Source organism: Allohahella sp. A8 (genome assembly GCF_047946665.1).
In the GTDB taxonomy this organism is placed as follows: Bacteria; Pseudomonadota; Gammaproteobacteria; order Pseudomonadales; family Oleiphilaceae; genus Allohahella.
In genome coordinates, this window is record NZ_CP172312.1 from 2,839,423 (window position 1) to 2,865,905 (window position 26,483).

Sequence of the window (26,483 nt, forward strand, 5' to 3'; positions counted from 1 at the left end):
GCCCTCGCCCGATCTCAGAGTGAGCGGGCGATAATTTCCTTCATGATTTCGTTGGTGCCGGCGTAAATCTTCTGCACGCGGGCATCCGCCCAGGCTCTGGCAATGGGGTATTCCCATATATAGCCGTAGCCACCATGGAGCTGAACACATTCGTCAGTAACCCGGCATTGCAGATCGGTCGTCAGTTGCTTGATCATGGCCGCCGTGGGGATGTCCAGCTTGCGCTTGAGATGCAGTTCGAGACAGCGATCGACGAAGACGCGAGCCGCTGTGACTTCTGAGGTCAACTCGGCGAGTTTGAAGCGGGTGTTCTGGAAGCTCATCAATGGCTTGCCGAAACTCTTGCGTTCCTTACAGTAGGCCACCGTCCACTCCAGCGCAGCTTCTGCTGATGCAACTGCATTGATGCCCACCATCAAACGTTCCTGCGGCAACTCCTGCATCAGGGCGATAAAGCCGCTATTCTCGGCTCCGAGCAGATTGGCGACCGGCACTTTCACGTCCTGGAAGAACAGCTCGGACGTGTCCTGCGCCTTCATGCCGACCTTCTCAAGATTTCGCCCCTTGCTGAAACCGGGCCATCCCGCCTCTACCAGAAACAGACTGATGCCCTTGGCGCCCTCTGCCGGGTCGGTCTTTGCGACCACGATGACCAGATCAGCCATCTGACCGTTGGTGATGAAGGTCTTGCTACCGTTGAGGATATAGTGATCGCCCTGTTTCACCGCTGTTGTTCGAACACCCTGCAGGTCGGAGCCGGCGCCCGGTTCGGTCATGGCAATGGCTGTAACCAGCTCGCCGCTCGCCATTTTTGGCAGATAGTGTTCCTTGAGATAGGCGCTGCCGTAGTGGAGCACATAGGGCGCAACGATATCGGAATGCAGACCGAAACCTATACCCGACAGGCCGGCACGCGCGATTTCTTCCGAGACCACGGCGCAGTAGCGGAAGTCTGCAGCGCTACCGCCATATTCTTCGGGCAGTTCAGGACAGAGGAAACCCATCTCGCCTGCCTTTTGCCAAAGCGCCCGGCTGACCTGACCATCTTTCTCCCACTGGGCATGATAAGGAATAGCCTCCTGCTCCAGAAATTTGCGAAAGCTGTTTCTGAAACCTTCGACATCGGCATCGAACAGTTCGCGTGGAATACTGCTGGTCATGGCGTGCGCCCTCACTCGGCTATTAAGTGCTTCGAGTCTGACTCAGGTCGCTGGCGGCCCCAATGAGGAAAAGGTTCTTTCAAGCTGACGAAATCCGACAGCGCTCACTGCATGCCAACCCGCGATCCGCTTCGGTCTTCCGAATAATGCCGGTGAAATTGCTGGGCGACTCGCCCACTACGCCCCCCACGGGCAGTGGCAAACTGGATAGCCATACGGTGTAGTTCTTCCCGATCCACGAAACGTGTCGACAGGGGCTCTGGGAAATACAGATCCACCAGGCTCAGATAGGCATCCTGATTGAAGGGATAAAAGCCCAATCGCAAGCCAAAGCGGTCTGCAAGTGCGATCTTCTCCTCGAGCGCCTCGCTCATGTGAATCTCTGTATCCTCGACATGGGCATCGAGGTTTTCATGCATATGCTCCGGCAGCAGATGTCGCCGGTTGGAGGTCGCATACATCAACATGTTCGGTGGTGGCATTTCGATCGAGCCTTCGATCAGGCTCTTGAGGCCCTTGTAGGAGCTCTCGCCGAAGTCGAAAGAAAGATCATCGCAGTAGAGGATAAAATGATATTCCGGCGTATCCCAGATCAGGTCTGCGATTGTGAGCCAGTCGGAGAGATGCGACTTCTCCACCTGGATCAGCCGCAGACCCTGCGGGGCAAAATGATTGAGCACGGCTTTGATCAGTGACGACTTTCCGGTGCCCTTGGCGCCCCAAAGCAAGGCATGATTGGCCTTGAGCCCGCCAAGAAAGCGCTCGGTATTGCTGACGAGCGCACGCTTCTGCTGATCGACTGAATAGACGTCATCCAGTGCGACCGCGTCGTAAGCCCGCACCGCTCTTAATACGACGTCCGAGGTCCAGGGTGAACCACGCTCCTGATCCGGGGGTCCGCTTCGCCAGATTGCTGCTTTATGATGTCGCCAGTCGAATGACATACCACTCTTCCTTATCCCTGAACATTAAGATGTGCGTTGTCTAGTGTACTTCTGGACCTGCGTTTGTCCTGCCCCAGACTGGCATGAGCGTCTGGGGGATATCCAGTTGCTGCAGGATGCGGGCTACCACGAAGTCGATAAGATCCTCGATCTGCCTCGGCTTGTGATAGAAGCCTGGCGCAGCTGGCAGAATGACGGCGCCGGCCTGGCTGAGCGTCAACATGTTCTGCAGATGAATTGTACTGAACGGCGACTCCCGTGGGACCAGGATGAGCTTCTTGCGCTCCTTGAGCACCACATCTGCTGCCCTTTCGATTAGGTTGTTGCTGAGCCCATGAGCCACAGCGGCCAGTGTGCCGGTGCTGCATGGGCAAATGACCATGCACTCCGGTGAGCCCGAGCCTGAGGCCACTGGCGACATCCAGTCCTCCTTGCCGAATACACGGATCTGCTCCGGGTCTGCCTTGAACTTGCCGATCAGGTACTGCTGAAGCGCCGCTGCCTGAGCCGGCAATTTCAGGTCGAGTTCGGTCGCTGCGACGACGTAGGCCGCCTTGGAGACCAGCAGATAAACTCGGTGGCGCGCCTGTAACAGCACTTCAAGCAAACGCAAACCATACTGGAAGCCCGATGCACCGGTAATAGCAAGCGTCACGGTTTTCATTGCGCGGCCTGCCTGTAGTCATTCTGCAGGCGGGCGGACAGCCCGCCGAAGCCACCGTTACTCATCAGCACCACGATATGTTCGCTACTACCATTGGCAAGGCTGGCGCTGAGGGCATCGAGAATGCCGGCTTGATCATGACAGACCAACTGGCTGTTCGCCGCGGCCGGCCCCTGCTCCAGCACCAGCGTATCCAGCCAGTCGGAGGCGTCGAGATTGGCCCAGACCACGGCATTGGCGACCGCAGTCGAAGGCAATAAGCGGTCATAGTGCACGCCCTGCTTCATGGTGTTACTACGCGGTTCGATAACAGCCGTGATGGTTGCCTGCGGATGTCTTGCACGCAGGGCACCCAGGGTCTCCTCTATAGCCGTAGGATGATGGGCAAAGTCATCATAGATGCGAAGCGCCGGCTGCTCGACGATAAGCTCAAGACGGCGTTTGACGCCCGGAAAACTGCTCAGGGCTCGCGCTGCCACATCTGGCAGGATACCAACATGATGGGCTGCAGCAATCGCGGCTAGGCCATTCAACATGTTATGCCGGCCGGCCATCGAACCCTGCACTTCGGCAACCACCTTGCCCTTGTGTAACACGGTGAAGGTGGCGCAATCATCGCTTTTTGCGCTGCAGGTCCACAGTGCAGCTTCGCCAGCGCCCTCGATACCAAACGCGGCACGACGTGACCAGCAGCCCTTCGCCAGCACCTGATCAACCGCTTCTACGCCAGCCGGATAGATGACCTCGCCGACCCCTGGCAGAATGCGCATCAGGTGATGGAACTGGCGCTGAATGTCCGCAAGACTCGGAAAGATATCGGCATGATCGTATTCGAGGTTGTTGATGATGAGCGTCTTCGGCAGGTAGTGGACGAACTTGGAGCGCTTGTCGAAAAAAGCGGTATCGTACTCATCAGCCTCTATGACGAAGAAGTCACTCGAGCCCAGACTTGCCGAGTTGTCGAAGCCGTTGGGCACGCCCCCGATCAGGTAGCCTGGCGCCATACCCGCCTCACGCAGAATCCAGGTGAGCATCGTCGTGGTAGTGGTCTTGCCATGCGTCCCAGACACAGCAAGTACCCAGCGATTCTGCAACACCTGAGTTCTGAGAAACTCTGGGCCGCTGCTGTAAGGCAGATTGTGGTCAAGCATGTATTCGACGGCGGGATTACCACGGCTCATGGCATTGCCGACGATAACAAGGTCGGGCGCGGGCTGGAGATGCGCCGGCTCATAGCCGTTCATGATGTCAACACCAGCCTCGGTGAGCTGCGTACTCATGGGTGGATAGACATGTTGGTCGGAGCCACTGACCCGGTGACCAAGCTCCCGCGCAAGCAAGGCAAGGCTGCCCATGAATGTACCGCAGATACCTAAAAAGTGGAGATGCATGGGGCGAAACATTATCCTTGCACAAATTTTGGACGTGACCGGCCTCTCTGCGAGGGGCTGGTCGGCTCTGGATATCAATTGTCGCTCACAATAGCAGGTATTACGAATGCGCAAAAATGCGTTCTACGCTCAGTCTGGCGGTGTTACAGCTGTCATCAACGCCTCCGCCGCCGCAGTCATCGAAGCATGCCGTCAGCATCCAGACCTGATAGGCACGCTGTATGCCGGCCGTAACGGCATCCTCGGCGCACTGCGCGAAGAGCTCATCGACACCAGCCTTGAGTCGGATGAAGCGATTGCTGCGCTGAAGCATACACCTGGCGGTGCATTCGGATCCTGCCGACACAAGCTCAAGGACATCGACTCGCACATTGCAGAATACGAGCGCATCATCGAGGTCTTTCGCGCGCACGACATCGGCTATTTCTTCTATAACGGTGGTGGCGACTCCTCTGACACGACACTGAAGATGTCGCAGGTCGCCGAGAAGATGGGTTACCCCCTCGTTTGCGTAGGCATTCCGAAGACCGTGGACAACGATCTGCCGCTGACCGATTGCTCGCCGGGTTTCGGCTCTGTCGCGAAGTACATCGCCACCTCAGTCATGGAAGCCACTCTCGATATCAAATCGATGTGTAACAGCTCGACGAAGATCTTCGTGATGGAAGTCATGGGCCGGCACGCCGGCTGGATAGCGGCGGCCGCCGGGCTGGCGCAGGCTGAAGGAAGCACTTTGCCCGATGGCGCAGTCGGCCATGCGCCACAGGTCATTCTGTTCCCGGAAGTGGCCTTCGACGAACCGGCTTTTCTGGCGAAAGTGCAAGCGAGCGTGGAGCGCGATGGTTTCTGTACCGTGGTGGTTTCTGAGGGCGTACAGAACGCCGATGGTGAATTTCTGGCCAACTCTGGCCTGAAGGACGTTTTTGGCCATTCCCAACTTGGTGGGGTTGCACCACTGATCGCCAACCTGATCAAGGACCGACTTGGCTATCGCTACCACTGGGCGGTGGCGGATTATCTTCAGCGCTCGGCCCGACATATCGTGTCGGCCACCGATCTCGAACACGCCGTGGCGGTGGGTCAGCATGCGGTCGAGCTGGCGCTGGAAGGCCGGAATGCCAGCATGTCGATCATCGTTCGAGAATCGGACATGCCTTATCGCTGGCACGTTGGCGAGGCTCCTCTGAGCGAAATCGCCAACGTCGAAAAATTCATGCCGGCGAACTTCATATCGGAGGATGGCTTTGGCATCACTGCTGAAGCAAGGCAGTATCTGAAACCACTCATCGTGGGCGAGGCGCCGCCGCCGTTCGAGGACGGGCTACCTGCCTACGTGACCTTGCGCAATGAGCTGGTGGCGAAGAAGCTTCCGGACACCTTCGACATCTGACGAGCTTTGTAGAGCCGCTGTAGGGCGTTCCTCTCAGAATGCCGCTACAGTGGCGTCTCGTGTCGTACCATGATCAGCTCGTCACTTGCAAAGCCCAGGTCAGCGGCTTTCTGAATCAGCCGGTCAACGATGGCCTTATCAAGATTCGGACTGCGGGCAAGTATCCACAGATAGTCTCTGTCCGGCCCACACACCATGGCCCACTGATAATCCTCATCGAGTTCGATGATATTGTAGGCGCCGTAAAACGGCCCAAAAAAACTTACCTTCAGCCGGCCAAGGTCGCGGTCGTCGATGAAATAGGCTTTACCTTCAGCAGATTCGCGCTTGTCTTCCTCAACGTTATAACCGCTGTTGACCACGTCGATACCACCATCCTCGCGCTCGCTATACTCAGCGGTCACCCCTTGCAGCCCCCTTTCGAAACTGTGATCCAGCCTCGCAATTTCATACCACTTGCCTAGATAACGCGACGCCTCAAAATCGCGCACGACCTCCACACCCTCCGGCACTCCAGTGCATGATAAGAGGGCGCCCACTCCGAGCGTTAGAAACAACGTGCGCACAAATTTGATGCAGACCATTATGAGTTATACCTATATCGTTTGTTTAAGCCGTCGTCGTTAGGGTCTAGCGCTTCTTTTGAAAAAAAGCGTATGCTAACGTCGATTCCGAACATAAGAACATAAAAGAGGAACTTCCATGAAAGTAACACTTCTGTCTGCCATTATCGTCACAAGCGTTTTTGGTGCATCCAGCCACGCCAGTGCAGCAAAACTCGATGACGTGAAAAAAGAAGGTGTCATCAAGTGCGGCGTCAGCACCGGTCTGCCAGGATTCTCCAACCCGGACGAAAAAGGCAAGTGGACCGGCATCGACGTCGATCACTGTAAAGCCGTCGCCGCCGCAGTCCTGGGAGATGCTGAAAAAGTCAAATACATACCTCTCAACGCCAAGGAGCGCTTCACCGCGCTACAGTCGGGCGAAGTCGATATTCTCTCCCGGAACACCACCTGGACCATCACCCGTGACGGCTCCCTGGGCCTGAACTTTGCCGGCGTCAATTACTACGACGGCCAGGGCTTCATGGTGAATAAGGGATTGGGCGTCAGCAGCGCCAAGGAACTCGACGGCGCTGCAGTCTGTATCCAGGCCGGCACCACCACCGAACTCAACCTCGCAGATTATTTCCGCAAGGAAGGCGGCATGAAGTACCAGGCTATCGTATTCGATACGTCTGATCAGACCGTAAAGGGCTTCGAGACCGGTCGATGCGATGTACTGACTTCGGACCAATCACAACTGTATTCACTGCGTGTGAAGCTGAAAGATCCAGAGCAGGCCATCGTTCTGCCCGAGGTTATTTCCAAGGAGCCGCTGGGCCCCGTGGTTCAGCAGGGTGACGACCAGTGGTTCAACATCGTGAAATGGGTTCACTTCGCGCAGTTGAATGCAGAAGAGCTCGGCGTGACCTCGAAGAACGTCGAGGAAATGAAGAAGAGCGATAATCCTGATATTCAGCGCCTGCTGGGTGTGAAAGATCAGGACATGGGCCAGAACATTGGTCTCTCCGCCGACTGGGCTGCCAATGCGATCAAGCAGGTTGGCAACTACGGCGAAATGTTCGAGCGCAATGTCGGCAAGGATTCTCCGCTGAAGATCGAGCGCGGTCTCAACGCGCTCTGGACGGAAGGCGGCCTTCAGTACGCTCCGCCAGTCAGATAAGACATAACGGGCGCCCCAGGGCGCCCTTTCTGATTCATGTATATAGTTTTCCGCTACGGAATTTAATCATGCCTGCCACTATAAGAAGCAAGTATGCCGCACAGGAGCCCGCACCATGAGTAACGGGCAAAAGAGCGGTAAGAAAAGCCTGATATACGACCCCAGAATTCGATCCATATTCTTTCAGTTCATCGCCGCAGCCTGTGTCGCCGGATTCTTCTGGCAGATCATAGACAACGCGTCGACCAACATGGCCGCCAGAGGCATCACCACCGGTTTCGGCTTTCTCGACAACCAGGCTGGCTTTGGCATCATACAGTCGATCATCGAATATTCAGAGACAGACACTTACGCGCGCACGTTTACCGTCGGTCTGCTCAATACCCTGCTCGTCTCGGGCCTGGGAATATTCTTCGCGACCCTCATCGGCTTCCTGATGGGCATCGCACGCCTTTCGTCCAACTGGCTCATTCGCAAGCTGGCCCTGTGCTACATCGAGCTGTTCAGAAACATCCCACTACTGTTACAGATATTCTTCTGGTATTTCGCGGTATTGCGCGCCCTGCCCTCGCCGCGGGACAGCATGTCGCTGGGAGAGTCTGTCTTTCTGAATATTCGAGGCCTCTATCTTCCGGAGCCCATTCCTGGTGATGGTTTCAACCTGGTCTGGATCGCCATCATCGTTGGCGTCGTCGCTAGCTTCATACTGCATCGCTACGCGAAGAAAATTCAGGCTGAAACAGGTCGCATAGTGCCGGTTTTCCTGCCCGCTCTGGGCATGATCATCGGCCTGCCATTGGTCGTCTTTTTCCTGGTCGGGTCACCACTGACCCTGGAATATCCGGTACTGACAGGCTTCAACTTCCGCGACGGTATTACAATCATACCGGAGTTCATGGCGCTGCTGGTTGCACTGACCATCTATACCTCGGCATTCATCGCCGAAGTCGTCCGTTCAGGTATCGAGGCGGTCTCCCATGGGCAAACTGAAGCGGCCAGTGCACTCGGCCTCAGCAACGGCCAACGCCTGCGCCTCATCGTCATTCCACAGTCGATGCGCGTCATTATCCCGCCGCTGACCAACCAGTACCTGAACCTGACGAAGAACTCGTCTCTGGCGACGGCGATCGGCTATCCCGATCTCGTGTCCGTCTTCGCCGGAACCACGCTGAACCAGACAGGCCAGGCGGTGGAAATAATTTTCATGACCATGGGCGTCTACCTGACCATAAGTCTCGTGACCTCTGCAGCCATGAACTTCTACAACTCTCGTAAGGCGCTCGTTGAGCGGTAAGACGATCCCTGGGAGCCGAATGATATGCCGAATATACCAAGTGATTCGCTGACAGCACCGCAGCCGGAAAATGCCATTGGATTTAACCAGCTGCCAGACAGAAAACCGCCCGGCAGCACGGTGGGTTTTGTGGGCTGGGTGCGAGCAAATCTGTTCAACAGTGTTGCCAACACCATACTGACGCTGGTCGCACTTTATTTCATCTATCAAGGTCTATCCTGGTTTCTGAACTGGGGCATTCTCAACGCGGACCTCGCCGGAGACTCGGCAGAGGCCTGTACCAGCTCAGGCGCCTGCTGGGTCTTCATCAAGACCCGTTTTCCCCAGTTCATTTACGGGTTCTATCCCTCGGATGAAGTCTGGCGAATCAATATCATGTTTGCCCTGTTCGCTGCCTGCATCATCGGCCTCGTGGTCGATGCCATTCCTGGCAAGAAATGGATCGCGCTATTCACGCTGGTCGTGTTTCCGGTGATCGCCTATTACCTCATGCTGGGCGGATCTTTCGGCCTCGACAAAGTGGGCACGCATCGTTGGGGAGGGTTTTCACTCACTCTGATACTGGCGGTAGTCGGCATTGTGGCCTCCCTGCCCATAGGTATCGTGCTGGCCCTGGGAAGGCGATCGGAGATGCCCGTGGTGCGCAGCATCTGCATCACCTACATCGAGTTCTGGCGAGGCGTCCCGTTGATTACGGTGTTATTCATGGCTTCAGTCATGCTGCCGCTATTCATGACCGCAGGAACCGACACCGACAAGCTGATCAGGGCGATGATCGGTATCATCATGTTCCAGAGCGCCTACATGGCCGAGGTCGTTCGAGGTGGTCTGCAGGCCATACCGAAGGGTCAGTATGAAGCCGCCGAGGCGCTTGGGCTGGGGTACTGGAAAAAGACCGGCCTGATCATACTGCCACAGGCGCTGAAGCTGATGATCCCCGGTATCGTCAATACCTTCATTGCACTGTTCAAGGATACCAGTCTGGTGCTCATCATCGGTCTGTTCGATCTGTTGGCCATCGTCCAGTCAGCGATTACCGATCCGAACTGGCCTCAGGTATCAGTAGAAGGTTATCTCTTCGTCGCTTTCATGTTCTGGATCTGCTGCTTCAGCATGTCGCAATACAGTCAGCGACTCGAGCGCAGGTTCAGTACCGGCCATAAGCAGGACTGACCCGCATCAACAAGAATTTATCAGGAGCCTTACAAATGGCTGAAGACATGGCAAAAACAGCATCAAACGAAAAACTCATGATCGAACTGCGTAACGTCAACAAATGGTACGGCAGCTTTCATGTGCTCAAGGACGTCAACATCTCGGTTCGTCGGGGCGAGCGTATCGTCATCTGCGGCCCGTCCGGGTCGGGCAAGTCGACCTGCATTCGCTGCATCAATCGTCTGGAAGAACATCAGGAAGGTGACATCATCGTCAATGGGGTCCCGCTTACGAACGACCTCAAGAACATCGACACCGTGCGTCGTGAGGTCGGCATGGTGTTTCAGCACTTCAACCTTTTCCCTCACCTGACGGTACTGCAGAATTGTACGCTTGCGCCCATCTGGGTTCGGAAGACGCCGAAGAAGCAGGCCGAGGAAGAAGCGATGAAGTACCTCGAGCGAGTGAAGATTCCGCAGCAGGCTCACAAGTATCCGGGCCAGCTATCGGGTGGTCAGCAGCAGCGTGTGGCGATCGCTCGAAGCCTCTGTATGAACCCGGCGGTCATGCTGTTCGATGAACCAACCTCCGCACTGGACCCGGAGATGATCAAGGAAGTGCTGGACGTCATGGTGGAACTGGCTGAATCAGGCATGACAATGATCTGTGTCACGCACGAAATGGGCTTTGCGAAAACCGTTGCCGACCGTGTGGTGTTCATGGACCAGGGTCAGATCGTGGAAGAAAACGAGCCGCATGCCTTCTTCGAAAATCCGCAGCATGAGCGCACCAAACTGTTCCTGAGCCAGATATTGAACCACTAGCTATCTTGTAGCTCGGCGCTTCCCTGCAGGAGCCGGCGCCTCGCTAGCTCCAGTCGCGGATGACGAGTGGCTCCCAGTCCACCTCGTCATTCGCCAGCAGGTTCTCAAGCTTCTCCGCATTGGTAAGCTTCTGCCTGCCATCGTTGAACATGGCTTTGTCAGTCACACTATGACCCGCCTGCCTTACGGATTCCCTGCTTCCACTGATCAAGGGGTGCCATTCGGGCAGGGGCTTGTCTTCCCATCGCAATCGATAGGCGCAGGTCGCCGGCAGCCAGCGTGACGACTTCGCCAGGAGTGCGGGGGTAATTTCGATGCAGTCGGTCTTGCGGGCGAGTCGCTGACTATAACAGGCGCAGGTGACGGTTTTCGTTTCCACGCCGCCCGGACCGTTGCCGCACTTTGTGCGCAGATGGTCGCAGGCGATAATGGAGAACAACATGCCCCCACCGTCTTCATCCTCGAGCTTTTCCAGGCAGCACTTTCCGCAACCATCACACAGAGACTCCCACTGCGCTCTATCCAGGGACTGGATCGGCTTGAGCCACCACTGATCTTTGGCGTCGGACCTGTTACTCATGGCTCTGGCTCAGAGTGGTCTGTTTCCGGAGGTTTCGGCACTGATGATGGTCATCATCGCCTCGATATCGGCTTCCGATTGCGGCATCTGCAGGTAGTAGCCTTTTTCAGCAATGTTCTGCAAAACCTGCTGTACATCTGAGCGTGCGAGTTTACGTGCGGGATCGGCCGTGAAATCCATGGCGTAGGTCAGACGGCCAGTGGCCTGCATCAGGCCATCGGGCAGCTCGGCCTCCACCGTAGCCTGATCTCGCCCGGCAGGTACGAACAGATACATATCGGCCTTTCTCGCACACCGGAAGGCGCTCAGGCGCTGTGCCACGAGACCCGTTTCTGCTTTAGCACTCATCTTGGCTGTCCACTGGCTGAAAAGTGGACGAAGTCTACACGAGTTTGGCCGGATCGAGTAAGGCCTTCAGTTCTTCCCTGCTCATGTCCGTCTGCTCCACAGCCACATCCAGAACCGGGCGCTTCTCCTTGTACGCCTGTTTGGCAATTGTCGCGGCCGCCTCGTAGCCGATAACGGGATTTAGTGCCGTAACCAGAATAGGATTTGAGGCAAGGGCCTTTTCCAGCTGCTCATGATTCACTTTAAAGGTGGCGATTGCCTTGTCTGTAAGGAGTTGGCAGCTATTGGTGATGAGCTGGAGAGAATACAGGAGATTGTCGGCGATGACTGGCAACATGACATTGAGCTCAAAGTTGCCTGACTGCCCCGCGATTGTAATCGTCGCATCATTACCAATGACCTGTGCAGACGCCATGGCGACGGCCTCTGGAATCACGGGGTTGACCTTGCCAGGCATGATCGATGAACCGGGCTGCAGCGCTTCAAGCTGAATCTCGCCAAGACCTGCCAGCGGGCCGGAGTTCATCCAGCGCAGATCGTTGGCAATTTTCATCAGCGAAACGGCGCAGGTTTTCAACTGCCCTGATAAGGCGACAGCAGTATCCTGGGCACTGATTCTGGAAAACAGGTTATTCGCCCTGCGAAACGGCAGTCCGGTATTCTGGCCCAACATCTTGTTGAATGTCTCGGCAAAAGAGTCATGCGCATTGATGCCTGTACCGACAGCAGTACCACCCTGAGGCAGGGCCAGCAACTGAGCGAGCATATCGTTGAGACGATCACGATTGTCTGCCATTTGTGCCGCCCAGGCACCAAGGGTCTGGCCCAGACTGACAGGCATGGCGTCCATCAGGTGAGTCCGACCGGTCTTGATAACGGCCTCCAACGACTCCGAGCGCTGGTTCAGCACCTGTATGCTATGCGTCAGCGCCGGCAGTGTGTATCGATGCAGATAGCATGCGGCACTGACCTGAATGGCACTGGGAATGACATCATTACTGCTTTGTCCCCTGTTGACGTGGTCATTGGGATGGATTTCGTCGTCACCAACTGCATTTGCCAGATGAGCGATAACCTCATTGGCGTTCATGTTGGTACTGGTGCCGGAGCCGGTCTGGAAGATATCGACAGGAAAATGATCGAGGAGATTATCGTCGTTCAGCAGCTTGTCGACTGCATTGACGATCGCCCTGGAGCGCTTGGCATCGAGTTCACCAAGTTCGTCGTTAGCCTGTGCAGCGGCTTTCTTGATTTCAAGCACCGCTTGGATGAACGCATCCGGCAGGCGCCGATGACTCATCGGAAAATTATCGACAGCACGCTGGGTCTGTGCGGCCCATAGCGCCTTCTGTGGTACCCGGACCTCGCCGAGGCTGTCGTGTTCGGAGCGGAAGCCTTTCGCCTGGCTTCCGCTATTACCATCCAGTGGCAGATTTCCCTTATCTCCGGTGTCCCCTGACATGTGTCTCTCCGTTTGGCGTAGGTATGCTTCTGTTACCTACGCCAGCCAGCGAGTGGCAGTCTTGTTAGAGACCATTACCCCGAATAACGAGTCCGAGCCCGTCTATGTTCATGCCGAGCATTTCAACACTGCCGAAGCTGCTGACCTGACCACCAACGACGCCAATCCCTTCGTATGGCTCGACAAAAACACCCATGTCACCCATCTTGAAGTGGATATCGGAGTCACTGAATGTGATACCGATACCGCCATCGCCTTCAGCAACATTACCGCCGTTGGCAACGACGTTGGCGAGGTCAGCCGTGGCATCGATGGTCACGTCCATGCGTCCGGCAATGGCGATATCCTTGACGATGATACCTGCCTTCGGTTTCTCGGTCAGAGCACTCTGCAGTGGCTCCAGTCGGGTATTGACGCCGGTATTGGTTTCCTGATCCCAGCCGCCTTCGATATCCACGATATATTTGAATGCCTCGATCGTGATGCCGGCATTCGACCAGTCAGCGCCATAGAAATCTCCCAGGGTGCCTGCCTGCTCGACCACTGTACCGTTTTCCAGCGTTGTCTTGGCCGTGTAGGCGTTCTCGGCAGTCTTGTCGATACCGCCGATCGTGCCGAAGCCTGCTTCGATTACGATACCGCTTTGTCCTGATACTTCCGCCATGTCTGCATCATCAATAGCCTGCAGTTCAGCTTGCGCGCTCATTGCCGTCATGATGGCAGCAGCCAGTGACGCGTATTTTAATGTTGTTCTCATGTAGTCTACTCCAGGTTTGCTAAGGGAGGGGCCTGCATTGCGCAGGCCCCGACCAGCCTCAGGGCTGAACTGGTGTCAGAGTGAGGTTGATGGTGTTGTCATCGCCTTCGAGGAAGTTGCTGAGAACCGAGGTCAGTGCACCGCAGTTTTCCAGCGCTGTCAGATCATAGGAGCCGGTGACCTTGCCACCGCCGAGTGGCAGGAAGGTTTCGCCTTCTGGCGAAGCCACAGTGAACGACACTGGTTCTGCAGTCCTACAGTTGGCACCGCCACCGATGGGAAGCTTGATGCCAAAGAGGTTGACTGTGACGCGTGGGACCTTGACGTAGGCTTGTGCCGAGGTGGTCAGCTTGCCATCGATCAGCGTGCCGGTCGCCTCACCCACGTTTTCGAACTCAACTTGTGCAGTAGCTGTAAGCTTGCGGAACCACTTGATCACCTGGAAGGTGCCGCTGGTTGGCTCAAGCTTCAGATCTGCAGTCAGCTCACCAGTCGCCAGATCAACAACGCTGTCGATAACGCCAGAAAGTGGCAGCGTGTTGCCCGTTGCGGTCAGTGTTGTGGAACCGTCAACGTCGAGTGTGATATCGAGGGTCGAACCGCCGGTATCATCATCGTTGACCTGACCTGACAGGTTTACAGTGACAGCTGCTTCGTCCGGATCATCCGATGAAATGGTCAGCACATCACTGCTGGTGCCAACGGCATTGCCGGTGAAGCGCACGCCAATGTCACAGCTGCTTTCAGGCGCGATGGTGGTGCATTCGTTGCTCAGCAGCGAGAAATCACCACCGGTCTGCAGTGAAACATCACTGATGTTGAGCGCTGCACTACCAACGTTGCTGATAGTCAGTGTGCGGTCAGAAGTGACGCCCAGATCGATCGAGCCAAAACCGAGATCGGTTTCACTCACTTCGATATCAGCCTCTGGCTCCAGCTGCCCGCTAGCGCTCAGATCCACGCTCACGACACTAGTATCTGGATCGTCAGACTCTATAGTCAGTACGGCGGCCTGTGCGCCTTCCGAAGCAGCTGTAAAGGTCACATCGATGGTACAACTCTCGCCGGAAGCAAGCGTGGTACAGTCGTTGGTCTGAATGAACGCATCTGCATTCGCACCAGTCACGGTTACGCCATTGATGGCGAGAATGCCGTCGCCATCATTGGTGACAGTAACACTGCGCGTTTCGGATATACCGAGCTGGACATTACCAAAGTCGACAGCTTCAACATCAACTGCGATGTTGGCCGGATCAGCGCCACCGCCTCCGCCACCCTCGACTACGTCGAAGCTGGCCAGCACAGTGTTCTGCCCAGCATCCACTGCGCAATCGGTGGTGAACTCGCCAACAGGCATGCCTGCCAGCGTGCCATCAGCACGCAGGTTGCGCAGGCTCAGAATAAGGTCGTCAACAGTGACCTGAGCTGGACCTACATCGCCAGCAGCAAGTGGTACAGGCGCGGCTACGCCGCCTGCGGCCACTTCAAACTCGCCAGGTGTACTTGGTACAGGAGACGGTTCGACCGTGAGGTCAACAACGCTCTCGATGTCGCGAGCGGTTGTACTGATGGTGGTGAAGCTCTGTGCTGTACCGGTCACAGTAACCGCGCCGAGCAGTGACAAGCCCTGACGGGAGGGTTCGTTGACTACAGTGATGGTATCAACAGTAATTGCCGGCACGCCTTCGCTCGCTGATATTTCAGTGGGGTAATCGGCAGTAATCCGAGCTTTGATAGGCTGTGAGCCAATCAGTGGGAATGGGCAGGTCAACTGCAGATCCAGAGTCACAGGCTCTGCATAGGCCATGGTATGAGCTGCCATGAGCACTGTGCCTGCCACTGCAGCACCAAGGCGCGTGAGTCGCGCGTTATAAGTCGTGGTCATTATTGTCGTCCTCTTTTCTGTTGTTCTATCAAATCGAATCAGGGATGATCCGTCGATTACAGTACTTTCTGTCGTCCTTTTTTCCTGTCACACCAACCATTTAGCGACAAGATCAGAAACTAAGCATTGTCCTAAACGGAAGCCGTTTTGTTAAAAAGGGAAAGCACAGCGATGGGTTCGTGTTTTCGTGACCCTGTTCAGGTTTTGGACAAGTATTGCGCGCTGACGCACAGAGACAGGAGGTATGCTATCCCCCAAAAGAGGGCTAAAAGACAGGTTGCAGACGACGTGACCTTGCTTGAAGGCCGTGGCATGAAGGTGTGAAAGCAACAATTATGTCAGAGATGATTACTTATAAAGTACCTTTGGTTTCATCAAGATACCTGCGAAAGTTCGTATCGTTCATGCAGTCCAAAGGCGTGAGCCAGGAGGCCTTGCTCAATAATACGGGCATTGGCTCAGCTACGCTGGACGACGCAGACGCCTTTCTGCCAGTGAGTCAGATTGTCAAGATGCTGGAGAATGCACAGTGGCTGGCCACCGACGAGAGAGCCGGCTTTCAGTTTGGTCAGAAACTGGACCTCATTGCCCACGGCTTGTTCGGTTACGTACTGCTCAGCAGAGAAAGCAACTCTAAACTGGTGGAAATGGTTGTGCAGCACCTGCGTGTCTGTCTTCCGCTTATCGACATGGAATGCACCACGACGGCGACGCAGGCCAGGATCAGGCTGAAAGACAATTGGAACACGGGCACTGCGCGACCGTTTCTGACCAAGGTCTATCTCGGCAGCATCTACTCCATCGCTTCACAGGTCTCGCATGCGGTCAGCTTCGAGTTCGACTACGACTCGGCTCTGGATGAATCAGATTGGCAGGCGCTCGCCCCCGACTCCACCTGGCAGTTCAATGGTGAACACAATCAGATTACGCTGTCGCTGGTCGGTCGCAAGCCTCAGGATGACAACACACGGGTAGCTTATTCGCTGGCGAGAGAGAAGCACATTGAAAGTGATGGCGAGCTGGCCATTGCTGACGACGAGGAGGCAGGTTCACCTGAAAGCAGAGAAATAGCCGCGCAAGCCAGGGAACAGATCCTCAAGCAACCTGGCAAGGCAACACTCGAGCGAACGGCCAAGCAACTTGGAATGAGCTCACGCTACCTCCGGCAGCATCTCGCTGCTGCCGGCACTTCGTTCAGAAAGATGCGCCAGGATATCCGCCACAGCTACGCTGACCTTTATCTTATGGATACGCCGCTGTCGCTGATGGACATCGCGTTGAAGCTTGGTTTCAGCGACCAGGCCAGCTTCACAAAGGCCTATCGAAGCTGGACTGGCAATACGCCTGGCGACGTTCGCCGCCGAGGGCGTGAGGGGGCCAGCCGCGAGGAGTCGGAATGACTCTGCATGGATGAACCCCTCCTGGCCTCAGGGCTGAGCTGGGGTCAACACCAGGTTGATGCTGTTATCCCGGCCTTCGAGGAAGTCGCTCAAAACAGTCGTCAACGCACCACAATTCTCCAGTCCGGTCATGTCGTAGGACCCATCCACAATGCCGCCGGCGGTCGGGACGAAGGTCTCACCGTCCTGAGACTCTACAGTGATGGTCGTCGGCTCCGCCGTCCGGCACTCGTCTCCACCACCTATCGGCAGCTTGAGACCGAAGAGATTCACAGTGACCTCCGGAACCTTCACATAGGCTTGTGTCGTGGTCATCAACTTCCCATCAATCAGGGTACCACTCGCCTCACCAACACTTTCGAATTCGATATTTACTGTGGCGGTTAGCTTGCGGAAAAGTCTCGTCAATCTGAAGGTGCCACTCGTCGGATCGAGCTGGACATCTGCTGTCAGCATACCAGTAGACTCATCCACGCTACTCTCGATGAGGCCTGTGAGTGGCAAGGCTTTCCCGGTAGCCGTCAATGTCGTGGAGCCGGCCACACTCAGCTTTATGTCGTTGGTCGATCCACCACCATCAGTATCATCTCCCACCTGACCGCTCAGATCGACAGTCACGACAGCCTCATCTGGATCATCCGAAGCGATGCTGAGCACATCGCGGCTAAGGCCATCGGCGTTGCCAGTAAATCGTAGGCCAATGTCACAGCTGCCTTCGGGTGCGAGTGTCGTGCACTCATTGCTCAGGAGTGAAAAATCTTCACCTGTCTGCAATGAGACTTCACTGATATTCAGCGCTGCGCTACCAACGTTACTCACGGTAAGCGACCGGTCAGAAGTGACACCCTGTGCGATGGTGCCAAAACCCAGCTCAGTGGCGCTGACTTCGATGTCCGCTTCAGACTCGATCTGACCGTTGGCGCTCAGATCAACAACTATCACGCTGTTGTCAGGATCGTCCGACTCGATGTTGAGCACGGCCGACTGGGCGCCATCCGAAGCGGAGGTGAAGGTGATATCGACGATACAGCTCTCGCCAGAGGCGAGCGTGGTGCAGTCGTTGGTCTGGATAAATGCAGCAGCATCAGCACCGCTGACCGTCACGCTATTGATCGCAAGAATGCCACCACCGTTGTTGGTGATCGTGACACTGCGCTTATCGGAGGTGCCCATCTGGACATTGCCGAAGTCGATAGCTTCAACATCGACCGCCACACTTGGCGGGGTCGGCTCTCCTGTGCCGTCGCCCTCAACGATGTTGAATCTGGCAAGCACTGTGTTCTGCCCTTCCACCACGGCGCAATCTGTAGTGAACTCGCCCACCGGCATCCCGGCGAGCGTGCCATCCTCACGGAGATTCCTGAGATTGAGCGTGAGATCTTCAACAGTGATCTCACCTGCGCCCACATCACCTTCAACGAACGCTTCAGCCGCCGTCATACCGCTGGCCGCCACCTCGAAGGCGCCTTCGGTAGCTGGCACTGGTGATGGTGCCACGGTCAGTTCAACGGTGTTCTCAATAGTTCTGGCGGGGGTCACAATGGTCGTTGCACTCTGCGCCGTCCCGGTAACGGTAGCTGCGCCAAGCAGAGCCAAACCCTGTCGGGAGGCTTCATTTACCACCGTGACCGTGTCTATATTGAAAGGGCCGAAGCTGTCGCCCACCGTGACTTCTGTCGGATAATCCGCGGAGATCTTGGCGAGTATTGCTTGCTCGCCGATCAGCGGAAATGGGCAACGCAATTCGAGCTCGAGCGACGCAGGTTCAGCGAGCGCTACCGTGTGAGCTGTCATGAGTATTGTGCCTGCCACAGCAGCACCAAGTCGCGTACGTTTCGCGGTATGAATCGTGGTCATTTTCTTCGTTCCTTCTGTTGATTGTTGTTCAAGAAGACCGAAGAGTAGCCACCGACCACAAGGGTTTACATCATCCTTTTTCTCTATAATTTCAACAATTTAGACGAGTTCTCACAATGCCTGGACCGGCATGCATGACTGGGATTTGGACGCATCAGCGGAATGCGCTTATCTGCTCTGGCGTTTCGTGAACCTGTTCAAGTTCCGGAGAAAAACTACGGACGCATTCACTGGTACATTTTCTGATCGCGCGCCAGGCGCCGCAGCCATTCCACCAGCCCGGTGGCCAGCGCCATACACAAACCAGCAAGCAGGAGCCCGTCACGGTAACTGCCGCCATGGAGTGTGATCTGGCCTACGATTGCGGGTGCCACAATCTGGGCCACTGCATAACCAATGGTCAGTTTTCCCATCATCTTGGCCGGCTTGGTGGGATAGTGCTTGCCAGCCATAGTCAGCACGAGACTCACGATACCGATAAACGTGGCCCCGAAGAGGGCTGCGCTGAGGTAGGCAAGCCAGAGGGCGTTGCTGAAGTACGGCGTCAGAATACTGAAGGTGTGCAGCACACAGGTCAGCAGTAAGGTCCGATGATCGCCCAACACCCGCGCCACCCGATCGAGAATCAGACACGCTGGAGCAGCTGCAAGCCCCAAAACCAGAAAGGCCCGTGTGCCGGCATTACCTGCTGACTCGGCATCAATGATTGCCACAATGAATGTTGCACTGACTACATAGCCGACCCCGGCCAGGGCATAGGCGCAACAGAACAGGAGCAGATAATTCCGTGTAGGAGGCGAATCGCTCAGCACCCGTCCCGGTGTCGGGAGATGGGACTTTACCGGTCTCGGCAACCAAAACCACGCTGGCACAGCCAGTAACAGGCCAAGGCCGCCCAGCAGTAGCCAATGCTCACGCCAGTCGAGCGTGGGGGTCAGCACCTCTATAAGCAGCGAACACAGCGCTATGCCAATACCTACCCCGGCAAAGTGCACGCCCAGCTCACTGCGATAGTGGTGCCGCATCAGCCAGTTCAGCACCAGTCCTGAGCCAAGCATCAGACCAGCAGCACTACTGAGCCCGGCCAGATAACGCAGTCCGCCCAGCCACCAGAAGTTATCGCTCAACGCCGAGCCTGCAGTTGTCGACACGGCAAGCAGCAGGCCTATACGGTAGAGTGTGTCTTTCGTTCGAAGATCGTTGAGCAGCGACGCCAGTAATACGCCGCTGAAATAACCCAGATAGTTGAGACTGGCGAGCCACGCACCCTCTTCAAGGCCCAGCCAGGTCTGGGCCTGCATCAGGGGCATGAGGGGTGTATAGGCAAAACGTGCGATCCCGAGCATCAGCACCAGACTGCTGATGCCCGCGATGAGAACCTTCAGACGCGCAGCGTCCGATGCTGCTGGCAGCACTGCTTCACCCGTCACGGGGCGGGCAACCTGCGGTTCATCACTTGCCTCGCTTACCGACCGCGCCATTGGCTGGACCGCCTACGCCTTTGATGGCTTTGATCGCACGGACCGAACGCTTGCGGGGGGCCGCTTTCACAGGCGTGCGCTTCATAGCACTGCGTCTCGAGGCCGTAGCGCCGCCATTCAGCAACACTTCGAGCTCCTCGAGCGCTTCACCGGTATATACCGCCAGCTTCTGCATACTTGGCAGGGTATCCCGGCAGCCGGTAAAGCCGAAGTTGAGCGATCCATCGTAGCTGAGGCACGTGATATTCAGCGCACCCCCATGTGCGATCAAGGACACAGGGTACATGGCCTCAAGCTTGGCACCCTCGTAATACAGCGCTTGCTCCGGACCGGGCACATTGGAAATGGTGACGTTGAACACGGGCCGCATTCGACCGCCCAGGCCTGACATAAGCTGCAAAATGTAGGGCGACATGAGCAGCATGGTGTACTGATTGAGGGCTGCCCGAGGTAACTTCTGTAGATGCTCCTTCGCCTGCACAGTCGAGTACCTGATGGCCTCAAGTCGCGACATCGGATCGGCGACGTCGGTTGCCAGGTTTGCAATCATGAAGCTGATCGCCGTGCCGGTGCCGGTATCGTCAGCGGGCCGTATATTTACGGGTATACCTGCTGTCAGCGGCTCATCAGGCAAATTGTTCTGCTCAATAAGGAACCGGCGCAGAGCGGTGCCGCAAAGATAAAGCACTATATCGTTCAGCGAGCTGCCACTGTTCTTGCTCAATTTCTTGAGCCGGCTCAGCTGGTAATGTTGAGTAGCAAAACGACGCTGCCCGGTCACTCTTCTGTTCAATACTGAGTTTGGACCGGAGAAAGGCGCGGTGAGGCCGTTCTCGGGATGCCTGACGGATTTCACCACACGCGTGAGCGCACTTGCCAGACGCGGCGCCATGTCGGCCTGGAGTTTCAATGCGTCCAGAGCCTGTGAAAACGCTGCCGGCATACTCGGCTCACGATCAGTCTTGCTGCCCCGCGTGCGCTCGGGTCTGACCGACCAGGGCGGCAGCATGTTGGTTTCACTGGGATCCGTTGTTAACACGCGCTGCAGTAGTCGCACACCGCTGATGCCATCGATCACACAATGGTGCATCTTCGTATAAAGCGCGAAACGATTGTTTTCGAGACCCTCGATGATATGACACTCCCACAGCGGACGCTTGAAATCCAGTGGATTGGAGTGCAGTCGAGACACCAGAATACCAAGTTCTCGTTCACTGCCCGGGCTCGGGAGCGCCGAATGGCGAACGTGATAATCAAGATCGATTTGTTCATCAACCACCCAGCCCGGCGCGACCACTCGCCCCAGAAGGCTTGGGTGCGCCAGCTTGTTGCACCAGGGGGGCGCAACCTTGAAGTCGGCCTTCATCCGGGCCAGCATGTCGCGAAGGAAGGTATCCCCTGCACCTTCGGGCAGTGAAAATATCTGCATGTTGCCTACATGCATCGGCGTATCGTCGGACTCGACCGCCAGCCAGGATGCGTCCAGTGTACCCATTCTTTTCATTGTCATTCCCATCTGCTTTACGCGGCCCTTTTCCAGGACCGTCTCACCAGTGAGCATGATAGCAGTGTTCACGCTTCATTGCGGTTCTTGAACTGGTTTAATATTGAGGGTCAGGTCACAGCTGGACGACTTCTGATACTCAATACCTGGACCGCTCGAACATCAGCTTTTCAAGCGGTAGCCAGTCCGGAACAACCACGAGACGATACCGATGCAGAGAACCAGAAAAAACAGGGCGACGCCAATGCTGATACCTACACTCACATCCCCCTCGCCATAAAAGCTCCAGCGAAAGCCGCTGATCAGGTAGACAGCAGGATTGAAGAGACTGAAGGCCTGCCAATGCGAGGGCAGCATATCAATGGAGTAGAACGCGCCGCCGAGGAAGGTCAGCGGGGTCACAATGAGCATCGGCACGAATTGCAACTGCTCGAAGCTCGTGGCCCAGATGCCAATGATGAAGCCGAACAGGCTGAAGGTCACAGCTGTCATCACGAGGAAGAAGACCATCCAGCCCGGGTGCATGATCTGGACATCGACGAACAGGGTCGCGGTAGCAAGTATGATGGCTCCCAGAACGATGGCCTTTGTAGCCGCTGCGCCTACATAGGCCAGCACAATCTCGAAGGGTGAAAGCGGCGCAGAAAGCAATTCATAGATGGTGCCGGTGAATTTCGGGAAGTAGATGCCGAACGAGGCGTATGACAGGCTCTGTGTGAACAGCGAGAGCATGATCAGACCTGGTACTATGAAAGCACCATAGTCTACGCCGCCGACGGCCTGCATTCGCGAGCCGATTGCCGCGCCAAAGACCACGAAATACAGCGCTGTGGTGATGACCGGCGCAATCAGACTTTGTACAAAGGTGCGTCTGGCTCTGAGCATTTCGAATTTATAGATGGCCCAGACGCCATGCCAGTTAGCGCTCATGCTTCTGCCTCGACCAGGTTCACGAAAATCTCTTCAAGCGAGCGCTGCCGGGTGGTCAGGTCGGTATAGGCAATTCCCAGTGAGTCGAGTTGCCTGAGCAGCACGCCAATACTGTCGGTGCCGGCTGTATCGCCAAAGCCATAGTGTAATTCGCTGCCGGATTCGTTCAGCGTGAGCGCCCAGGACGCCAACGCGGCAGGCACGGCCGTCATGGGCTGCGCCAGCTGAATGATCAGCTGCTTACGACCCAGCTGGCTCATGAGTGATGTCTTGTCTTCAACCAGTATCAGCTTACCGCTTCGGATAACGCCAATCCGGTCCGCCATTTCTTCGGCCTCTTCGATGTAGTGGGTGGTGAGAATGATGGTCACGCCATCATCCCGCAGGTTCTTGACGATCTGCCACATATCCCGTCGGAGATTGACATCGACGCCGGCCGTGGGTTCATCCAGGAACAGGATGCGCGGCTCATGCGACAAGGCCTTGGCTATCATCACGCGGCGCTTCATTCCACCCGATAGCGTCATGATCTGGCTCTTGCGCTTGTCCCAGAGACTCAGCTGCTTGAGAATCTTTTCGATATGTTCACGGTTCGGCGGATGGCCATACATGCCTCGGCTGAGCGAGACGGTGTCCCAAACCGACTCAAAGGCATCGGTGGTCAGTTCCTGGGGAACCAGGCCAATCATCGCGCGCGTGAGGCGGTAGTCGCGCTCGATATCGTAGCCTCCGACAGTCACGCTGCCTGCGCTGCGGGTCACGATGCCACAGATGATGCTGATGAGCGTCGTCTTCCCTGCCCCGTTCGGCCCAAGGAGTGCAAAAATCTCACCCTGTCGAATTTCGAGGTCGATGTGGTCTAGCGCGTGATGACCGGACTGATAGGTCTTGGTCAGGCCGCTGACCGATATGACTGGCGTGGCGTTCAAATGGTTAGTCCGTCTGCTGTCGAATGCGGGGCACCATCGCACATGCGTAAGGTGGATGCCAGGCAGTAGTACGAAGCCCCCAGACAAAGCGATCGAGACGCTGAAAACTGTTTCAGCTAGAATGCACCCCCGCCCGCCCGGCACCGCCTGCTCAAATCCCGGCGGCGACCTTTGTTCCGCAGTATCTACAAGGCTCACTTCATGTTCAAGCGACTCTGTCTGGCAGTTATCATTAGTCTCGTATTGGGGTGCACAGTGTGGCAGGCGCGTCAGCTCGATAAATCCTTTGGCCCTGCTGACAGCGCGAAATTCGATTCGGCTTCTGCACAGTTCATCGATACCAGCACGCCGAAAGGTCCTCCGGACCCGGCAAGCATCCCCACTGGTTCAAGTGAGTGGCTAGCAGCCGAGCGAGTCATGGAAACCCGCTGTGTGGTGTGCCATGGCTGTCTCGACTCCCCCTGCCAGCTCAACATGAGTAGATGGGACGGCATCGCCAGAGGCGCCATCCCCACTTCAACCTACGACGGCACCAGGCTCACTGCGGCCAACGTGACAAACCTCATCGGCGCGCCGCGCCTCACGAGCGAATGGCGAAAGGAAGGCTTCTTTTCGGTGCTCAACGAGCGCAGCGACAGTCCTGAAGCGAATGTGAAGGCAAGTCTGCTGGCTCAGATGCTGATGTTGAAACAGCAGCATCCAGGTGGTGAAGAAAAACTGTTATCGGAAGATATGAGACTTGGCCTCAACGCAAGTCATGAATGCCCTACCATCGAAGAATTCGACAGTTATGCAGCTGACTTTCCGGAGGGCGGGATGCCCTACGGTCTACCAGCACTCTCTCCCGCTGAAAACGAAACCATTCTGCAGTGGCTGAAAATGGGCGCGCCGCACCCGGAGCGAACGCTACTGGATCCGGCTATAGTCCAGCAGCAGCAACAATGGGAGAGCTTCTTCAACCAGGACAGTTTGAAAGGGCAGCTGAGTAGTCGCTACATGTATGAGCATTTATTTCTAGCCGCCCTGTATTTTGGCGAGCGCGAAGAAGAGCCTGGCACCTTGGACCCGGCACCGGCACATTTCTTCCGACTGGTGCGCTCGACTACGCCACCAGGTCAGCCAGTGCAGCAGATCGCCAGCCGACGACCCTTCGATGATCCTGGGGTTGATCGCGTCTACTATCGGCTGGTTCCTCATGAGAGCACCGTACTGGTCAAAACCCACATGCCTTACGCGCTCAACGACACGCGTATGCGGCACTGGCAGAATCTGTTTCTGAACAGTAACTACGAAGTGACTGAACTCCCGGGCTACGATCCGGAAACAGCTTCGAATCCCTTTGTGACCTTCGCGGCCCTGCCGCAGCTGGCCCGTTATCGGTTCATGCTGGAAGAGGCTCATTATACGATCTCCGGCTATATCAAGGGACCGGTATGCCGGGGCCAGGTTGCCCTTAACGTCATCAACGACTACTTCTGGGTGGCCTTCGCGGATCCACGTTTTGCAGCATTGGCCGAGGACGCCGATTTCCTCGCCAAGGCGCGAGAGCATCTGCGGCTGCCTGCGGAAGATGAGAGCGATGCAGGGCTGCTGGCCTGGAGCAAGTTCGCCAAGATGGAGCAGGCGTATCTGAAAAAGAAGGTCGCCGTTATTAATCGGGTCACGGAAAAAGACCCCATTAACCTCGACTATCTCTGGAAGGGTGACGGCTACAACCAGAACGCGACGCTGACGATCTTCCGCCATGATGACAGTGCCAGTGTGATCAAGGGGCTGGCTGGAGACTCACCGCAGACAGCCTGGGTTATCACTTATCCGCTACTTGAACGCATACACTATCTGCTGGTGGCGGGCTTCGATGTCTACGGCAATGTCGGGCATCAGCTCAGCACGCGCCTTTACATGGACTTCCTGCGAATGGAAGGGGAGTTCAATTTTCTTGCTTTCCTGCCCTCAGAGACGAGGGTGACTGTACGCGATCAGTGGTATCGTGGCGCCAGTGAAGACGTCAAGGACTACGTTCACGGCAGATATGCTGGTCTTTCGGAAGATACAGGCATGAGCTATGAGAGCGCCGATCCCTTAGGCGAACTCTACGGTGACTGGAAGCGATTCTTCGCTCCGCTTCAACCGAAGACGCTGAAACTGGCGGAAGGCCAAACCGACATCACTGCCAGACACCTCTCGCGCTTGAACAGTATACGCGGCGGCGCGGTCAGATACCTGCCGCAAGTCACTTTCGTTCGATTGGATAGTGATGGCGGGACAGCGCAATGGTTTACCTTGTTACGGCACAATGCTCATCTGAACATCGCCCAACCTTTCAATGAAGATGCACGAAGGATACCTGAAGAAGATCAGCTCATGATCCTGCCGGGCTTCGTCGGGGCCTACCCCAACAGTCTACTCGTGCTAGACGCTGCAACTGTCGACAACTTTGTCGACAGTCTGATTGCCGTCAACTCCCCCGAAAATTATGAGCGCTTTATCGATAAATTCGGTGTCCGGCGGACTGATCCGCGCTTCTGGACTTACAGTGACCAGATGCACCAGTCTTTAACCAGTGCTCGACCGCTCGATGCAGGATTATTCGATTACAACCGGCTGGAGAATCGTTGATCGACCAGAGGGAAGCCCTGGCGCCGACGACTTCAGGCAGAATCAGCCTGGGAATTCTCGTCTACACTTGAAGAGTCAAATTTCCTTTCGAGACGAGGGTCGCCGTAATTTCCGAAAACGCTCCCACTGCTGCAAGGTCCAGCGGACGTCCTGCTGAGCTGGTAAAACAGGATCAGGTCCTGCG

22 protein-coding genes are annotated in these 26,483 nt (G+C 56.1%); 7 read left to right on the forward strand and 15 right to left on the reverse strand.

What is annotated here, in order from left to right; all coding sequences use genetic code 11:
- Positions 1–14: 14 nt before the first annotated feature.
- From ACH3PB_RS12695 to mpl, 4 genes are all read right to left on the reverse strand, one after another.
- Positions 15–1,160, reverse strand: a complete 1,146-nt coding sequence (locus ACH3PB_RS12695) for an acyl-CoA dehydrogenase family protein (protein ID WP_416395378.1) — start codon at positions 1,158–1,160, stop codon at positions 15–17.
- Between the two features lie 104 nt (positions 1,161–1,264).
- Positions 1,265–2,104, reverse strand: coding sequence for an ATP-binding protein (locus ACH3PB_RS12700; RefSeq protein WP_416395380.1), 840 nt, complete (start codon positions 2,102–2,104; stop codon positions 1,265–1,267).
- A 40-nt stretch (positions 2,105–2,144) separates the two neighbouring features.
- Positions 2,145–2,768, reverse strand: coding sequence for a flavin prenyltransferase UbiX (locus ACH3PB_RS12705; protein WP_416395382.1), 624 nt, complete (start codon positions 2,766–2,768; stop codon positions 2,145–2,147).
- A complete protein-coding gene (mpl, locus tag ACH3PB_RS12710) occupies positions 2,765–4,159 on the reverse strand; it encodes a UDP-N-acetylmuramate:L-alanyl-gamma-D-glutamyl-meso-diaminopimelate ligase (protein ID WP_416395384.1) in 1,395 nt (464 codons plus the stop codon). Before mpl ends, ACH3PB_RS12705 begins: the two co-directional genes overlap by 4 nt.
- Before the next feature lie 106 nt (positions 4,160–4,265).
- On the opposite strand from mpl, the gene ACH3PB_RS12715 reads away from it, so the two are divergent.
- Entirely contained in the window at positions 4,266–5,549 is a 1,284-nt protein-coding gene (locus ACH3PB_RS12715; RefSeq protein ID WP_416395386.1) for a 6-phosphofructokinase, read from the forward strand.
- Positions 5,550–5,593: 44 nt separating this feature from the next.
- On the opposite strand, the gene ACH3PB_RS12720 is transcribed toward ACH3PB_RS12715, so the two are convergent.
- The gene (locus ACH3PB_RS12720; RefSeq protein ID WP_416395388.1) at positions 5,594–6,040 is read right to left on the reverse strand and encodes a lipocalin family protein; all 447 of its coding nucleotides are present in this window, start codon (positions 6,038–6,040) and stop codon (positions 5,594–5,596) included.
- 211 nt (positions 6,041–6,251) lie between these two features.
- Between ACH3PB_RS12720 and ACH3PB_RS12725 the strand changes: the two genes are divergently transcribed.
- The 4 genes from ACH3PB_RS12725 to ACH3PB_RS12740 all read left to right on the forward strand — a co-directional run bounded on the left by ACH3PB_RS12725 (position 6,252) and on the right by ACH3PB_RS12740 (position 10,547).
- Positions 6,252–7,274, forward strand: coding sequence for an amino acid ABC transporter substrate-binding protein (locus tag ACH3PB_RS12725; protein WP_416395390.1), 1,023 nt, complete (start codon positions 6,252–6,254; stop codon positions 7,272–7,274).
- Between the two features lie 115 nt (positions 7,275–7,389).
- Positions 7,390–8,568, forward strand: coding sequence for an amino acid ABC transporter permease (locus ACH3PB_RS12730; protein WP_416395392.1), 1,179 nt, complete (start codon positions 7,390–7,392; stop codon positions 8,566–8,568).
- Between the two features lie 24 nt (positions 8,569–8,592).
- Complete coding sequence (locus tag ACH3PB_RS12735; protein WP_416395394.1) at positions 8,593–9,741, forward strand: amino acid ABC transporter permease; 1,149 nt, start codon at positions 8,593–8,595, stop codon at positions 9,739–9,741.
- Between the two features lie 77 nt (positions 9,742–9,818).
- Positions 9,819–10,547 carry an amino acid ABC transporter ATP-binding protein gene (locus ACH3PB_RS12740; protein ID WP_416399455.1) on the forward strand — a complete coding sequence of 243 codons (729 nt, stop codon included), beginning with the start codon at positions 9,819–9,821 and terminating at the stop codon, positions 10,545–10,547.
- Between the two features lie 43 nt (positions 10,548–10,590).
- Here ACH3PB_RS12740 and ACH3PB_RS12745 read toward each other — a convergent pair whose 3' ends face one another.
- The 5 genes from ACH3PB_RS12745 to ACH3PB_RS12765 form a co-directional block, all read right to left on the reverse strand.
- On the reverse strand, positions 10,591–11,127 hold the full coding sequence (locus tag ACH3PB_RS12745; protein ID WP_416395396.1) for a hypothetical protein: 537 nt from the start codon (positions 11,125–11,127) through the stop codon (positions 10,591–10,593).
- A 9-nt stretch (positions 11,128–11,136) separates the two neighbouring features.
- On the reverse strand, positions 11,137–11,475 hold the full coding sequence (locus tag ACH3PB_RS12750) for a YcgL domain-containing protein (RefSeq protein WP_416395398.1): 339 nt from the start codon (positions 11,473–11,475) through the stop codon (positions 11,137–11,139).
- A 34-nt stretch (positions 11,476–11,509) separates the two neighbouring features.
- Complete coding sequence (locus tag ACH3PB_RS12755) at positions 11,510–12,937, reverse strand: class II fumarate hydratase (protein WP_416395400.1); 1,428 nt, start codon at positions 12,935–12,937, stop codon at positions 11,510–11,512.
- A gap of 64 nt (positions 12,938–13,001) precedes the next feature.
- Positions 13,002–13,694 carry a DUF6160 family protein gene (locus ACH3PB_RS12760; protein WP_416395402.1) on the reverse strand — a complete coding sequence of 231 codons (693 nt, stop codon included), beginning with the start codon at positions 13,692–13,694 and terminating at the stop codon, positions 13,002–13,004.
- Positions 13,695–13,752: 58 nt separating this feature from the next.
- Positions 13,753–15,579 carry a choice-of-anchor D domain-containing protein gene (locus ACH3PB_RS12765; protein ID WP_416395404.1) on the reverse strand — a complete coding sequence of 609 codons (1,827 nt, stop codon included), beginning with the start codon at positions 15,577–15,579 and terminating at the stop codon, positions 13,753–13,755.
- Positions 15,580–15,914: 335 nt separating this feature from the next.
- Here ACH3PB_RS12765 and ACH3PB_RS12770 point away from each other — a divergent pair, with 335 nt between their 5' ends.
- Complete coding sequence (locus ACH3PB_RS12770) at positions 15,915–16,979, forward strand: helix-turn-helix domain-containing protein (protein WP_416395406.1); 1,065 nt, start codon at positions 15,915–15,917, stop codon at positions 16,977–16,979.
- A gap of 27 nt (positions 16,980–17,006) precedes the next feature.
- On the opposite strand, the gene ACH3PB_RS12775 is transcribed toward ACH3PB_RS12770, so the two are convergent.
- The 5 genes from ACH3PB_RS12775 to ACH3PB_RS12795 all read right to left on the reverse strand — a co-directional run bounded on the left by ACH3PB_RS12775 (position 17,007) and on the right by ACH3PB_RS12795 (position 23,680).
- Complete coding sequence (locus tag ACH3PB_RS12775) at positions 17,007–18,836, reverse strand: choice-of-anchor D domain-containing protein (RefSeq protein ID WP_416395408.1); 1,830 nt, start codon at positions 18,834–18,836, stop codon at positions 17,007–17,009.
- 227 nt (positions 18,837–19,063) lie between these two features.
- On the reverse strand, positions 19,064–20,317 hold the full coding sequence (locus ACH3PB_RS12780; protein WP_416395411.1) for a YbfB/YjiJ family MFS transporter: 1,254 nt from the start codon (positions 20,315–20,317) through the stop codon (positions 19,064–19,066).
- Positions 20,289–21,827, reverse strand: coding sequence for a WS/DGAT/MGAT family O-acyltransferase (locus ACH3PB_RS12785; protein ID WP_416395413.1), 1,539 nt, complete (start codon positions 21,825–21,827; stop codon positions 20,289–20,291). Before ACH3PB_RS12785 ends, ACH3PB_RS12780 begins: the two co-directional genes overlap by 29 nt.
- 156 nt (positions 21,828–21,983) lie before the next feature.
- Complete coding sequence (locus ACH3PB_RS12790; RefSeq protein ID WP_416395414.1) at positions 21,984–22,751, reverse strand: ABC transporter permease; 768 nt, start codon at positions 22,749–22,751, stop codon at positions 21,984–21,986.
- Positions 22,748–23,680: an ABC transporter ATP-binding protein gene (locus ACH3PB_RS12795; RefSeq protein WP_416395416.1), complete on the reverse strand. Its 933-nt coding sequence runs from the start codon at positions 23,678–23,680 to the stop codon at positions 22,748–22,750. Before ACH3PB_RS12795 ends, ACH3PB_RS12790 begins: the two co-directional genes overlap by 4 nt.
- 201 nt (positions 23,681–23,881) lie before the next feature.
- Between ACH3PB_RS12795 and ACH3PB_RS12800 the strand changes: the two genes are divergently transcribed.
- Entirely contained in the window at positions 23,882–26,299 is a 2,418-nt protein-coding gene (locus tag ACH3PB_RS12800; RefSeq protein WP_416395418.1) for a fatty acid cis/trans isomerase, read from the forward strand.
- Positions 26,300–26,483: the final 184 nt, after the last annotated feature.

Excerpts from the sequence above, each read along its gene's own strand:
- ACH3PB_RS12695 (WP_416395378.1), bottom strand. The coding sequence starts at position 1,160 with ATGACCAGCAGTATTCCACGCGAACTGTTCGATGCCGATGTCGAAGGT.
- ACH3PB_RS12750 (WP_416395398.1), bottom strand. The coding sequence starts at position 11,475 with ATGAGTGCTAAAGCAGAAACGGGTCTCGTGGCACAGCGCCTGAGCGCC.
- ACH3PB_RS12725 (WP_416395390.1), top strand. The coding sequence starts at position 6,252 with ATGAAAGTAACACTTCTGTCTGCCATTATCGTCACAAGCGTTTTTGGT.
- ACH3PB_RS12745 (WP_416395396.1), bottom strand. The coding sequence starts at position 11,127 with ATGAGTAACAGGTCCGACGCCAAAGATCAGTGGTGGCTCAAGCCGATC.
- ACH3PB_RS12770 (WP_416395406.1), top strand. The coding sequence starts at position 15,915 with ATGTCAGAGATGATTACTTATAAAGTACCTTTGGTTTCATCAAGATAC.
- ACH3PB_RS12755 (WP_416395400.1), bottom strand. The coding sequence starts at position 12,937 with ATGTCAGGGGACACCGGAGATAAGGGAAATCTGCCACTGGATGGTAAT.
- ACH3PB_RS12735 (WP_416395394.1), top strand. The coding sequence starts at position 8,593 with ATGCCGAATATACCAAGTGATTCGCTGACAGCACCGCAGCCGGAAAAT.
- ACH3PB_RS12775 (WP_416395408.1), bottom strand. The coding sequence starts at position 18,836 with ATGACCACGATTCATACCGCGAAACGTACGCGACTTGGTGCTGCTGTG.
- ACH3PB_RS12790 (WP_416395414.1), bottom strand. The coding sequence starts at position 22,751 with ATGAGCGCTAACTGGCATGGCGTCTGGGCCATCTATAAATTCGAAATG.
- mpl (WP_416395384.1), bottom strand. The coding sequence starts at position 4,159 with ATGCATCTCCACTTTTTAGGTATCTGCGGTACATTCATGGGCAGCCTT.
- ACH3PB_RS12800 (WP_416395418.1), top strand. The coding sequence starts at position 23,882 with ATGTTCAAGCGACTCTGTCTGGCAGTTATCATTAGTCTCGTATTGGGG.
- ACH3PB_RS12730 (WP_416395392.1), top strand. The coding sequence starts at position 7,390 with ATGAGTAACGGGCAAAAGAGCGGTAAGAAAAGCCTGATATACGACCCC.
- ACH3PB_RS12785 (WP_416395413.1), bottom strand. The coding sequence starts at position 21,827 with ATGACAATGAAAAGAATGGGTACACTGGACGCATCCTGGCTGGCGGTC.
- ACH3PB_RS12765 (WP_416395404.1), bottom strand. The coding sequence starts at position 15,579 with ATGACCACGACTTATAACGCGCGACTCACGCGCCTTGGTGCTGCAGTG.
- ACH3PB_RS12700 (WP_416395380.1), bottom strand. The coding sequence starts at position 2,104 with ATGTCATTCGACTGGCGACATCATAAAGCAGCAATCTGGCGAAGCGGA.
- ACH3PB_RS12705 (WP_416395382.1), bottom strand. The coding sequence starts at position 2,768 with ATGAAAACCGTGACGCTTGCTATTACCGGTGCATCGGGCTTCCAGTAT.
- ACH3PB_RS12760 (WP_416395402.1), bottom strand. The coding sequence starts at position 13,694 with ATGAGAACAACATTAAAATACGCGTCACTGGCTGCTGCCATCATGACG.
- ACH3PB_RS12780 (WP_416395411.1), bottom strand. The coding sequence starts at position 20,317 with ATGGCGCGGTCGGTAAGCGAGGCAAGTGATGAACCGCAGGTTGCCCGC.
- ACH3PB_RS12740 (WP_416399455.1), top strand. The coding sequence starts at position 9,819 with ATGATCGAACTGCGTAACGTCAACAAATGGTACGGCAGCTTTCATGTG.
- ACH3PB_RS12715 (WP_416395386.1), top strand. The coding sequence starts at position 4,266 with ATGCGCAAAAATGCGTTCTACGCTCAGTCTGGCGGTGTTACAGCTGTC.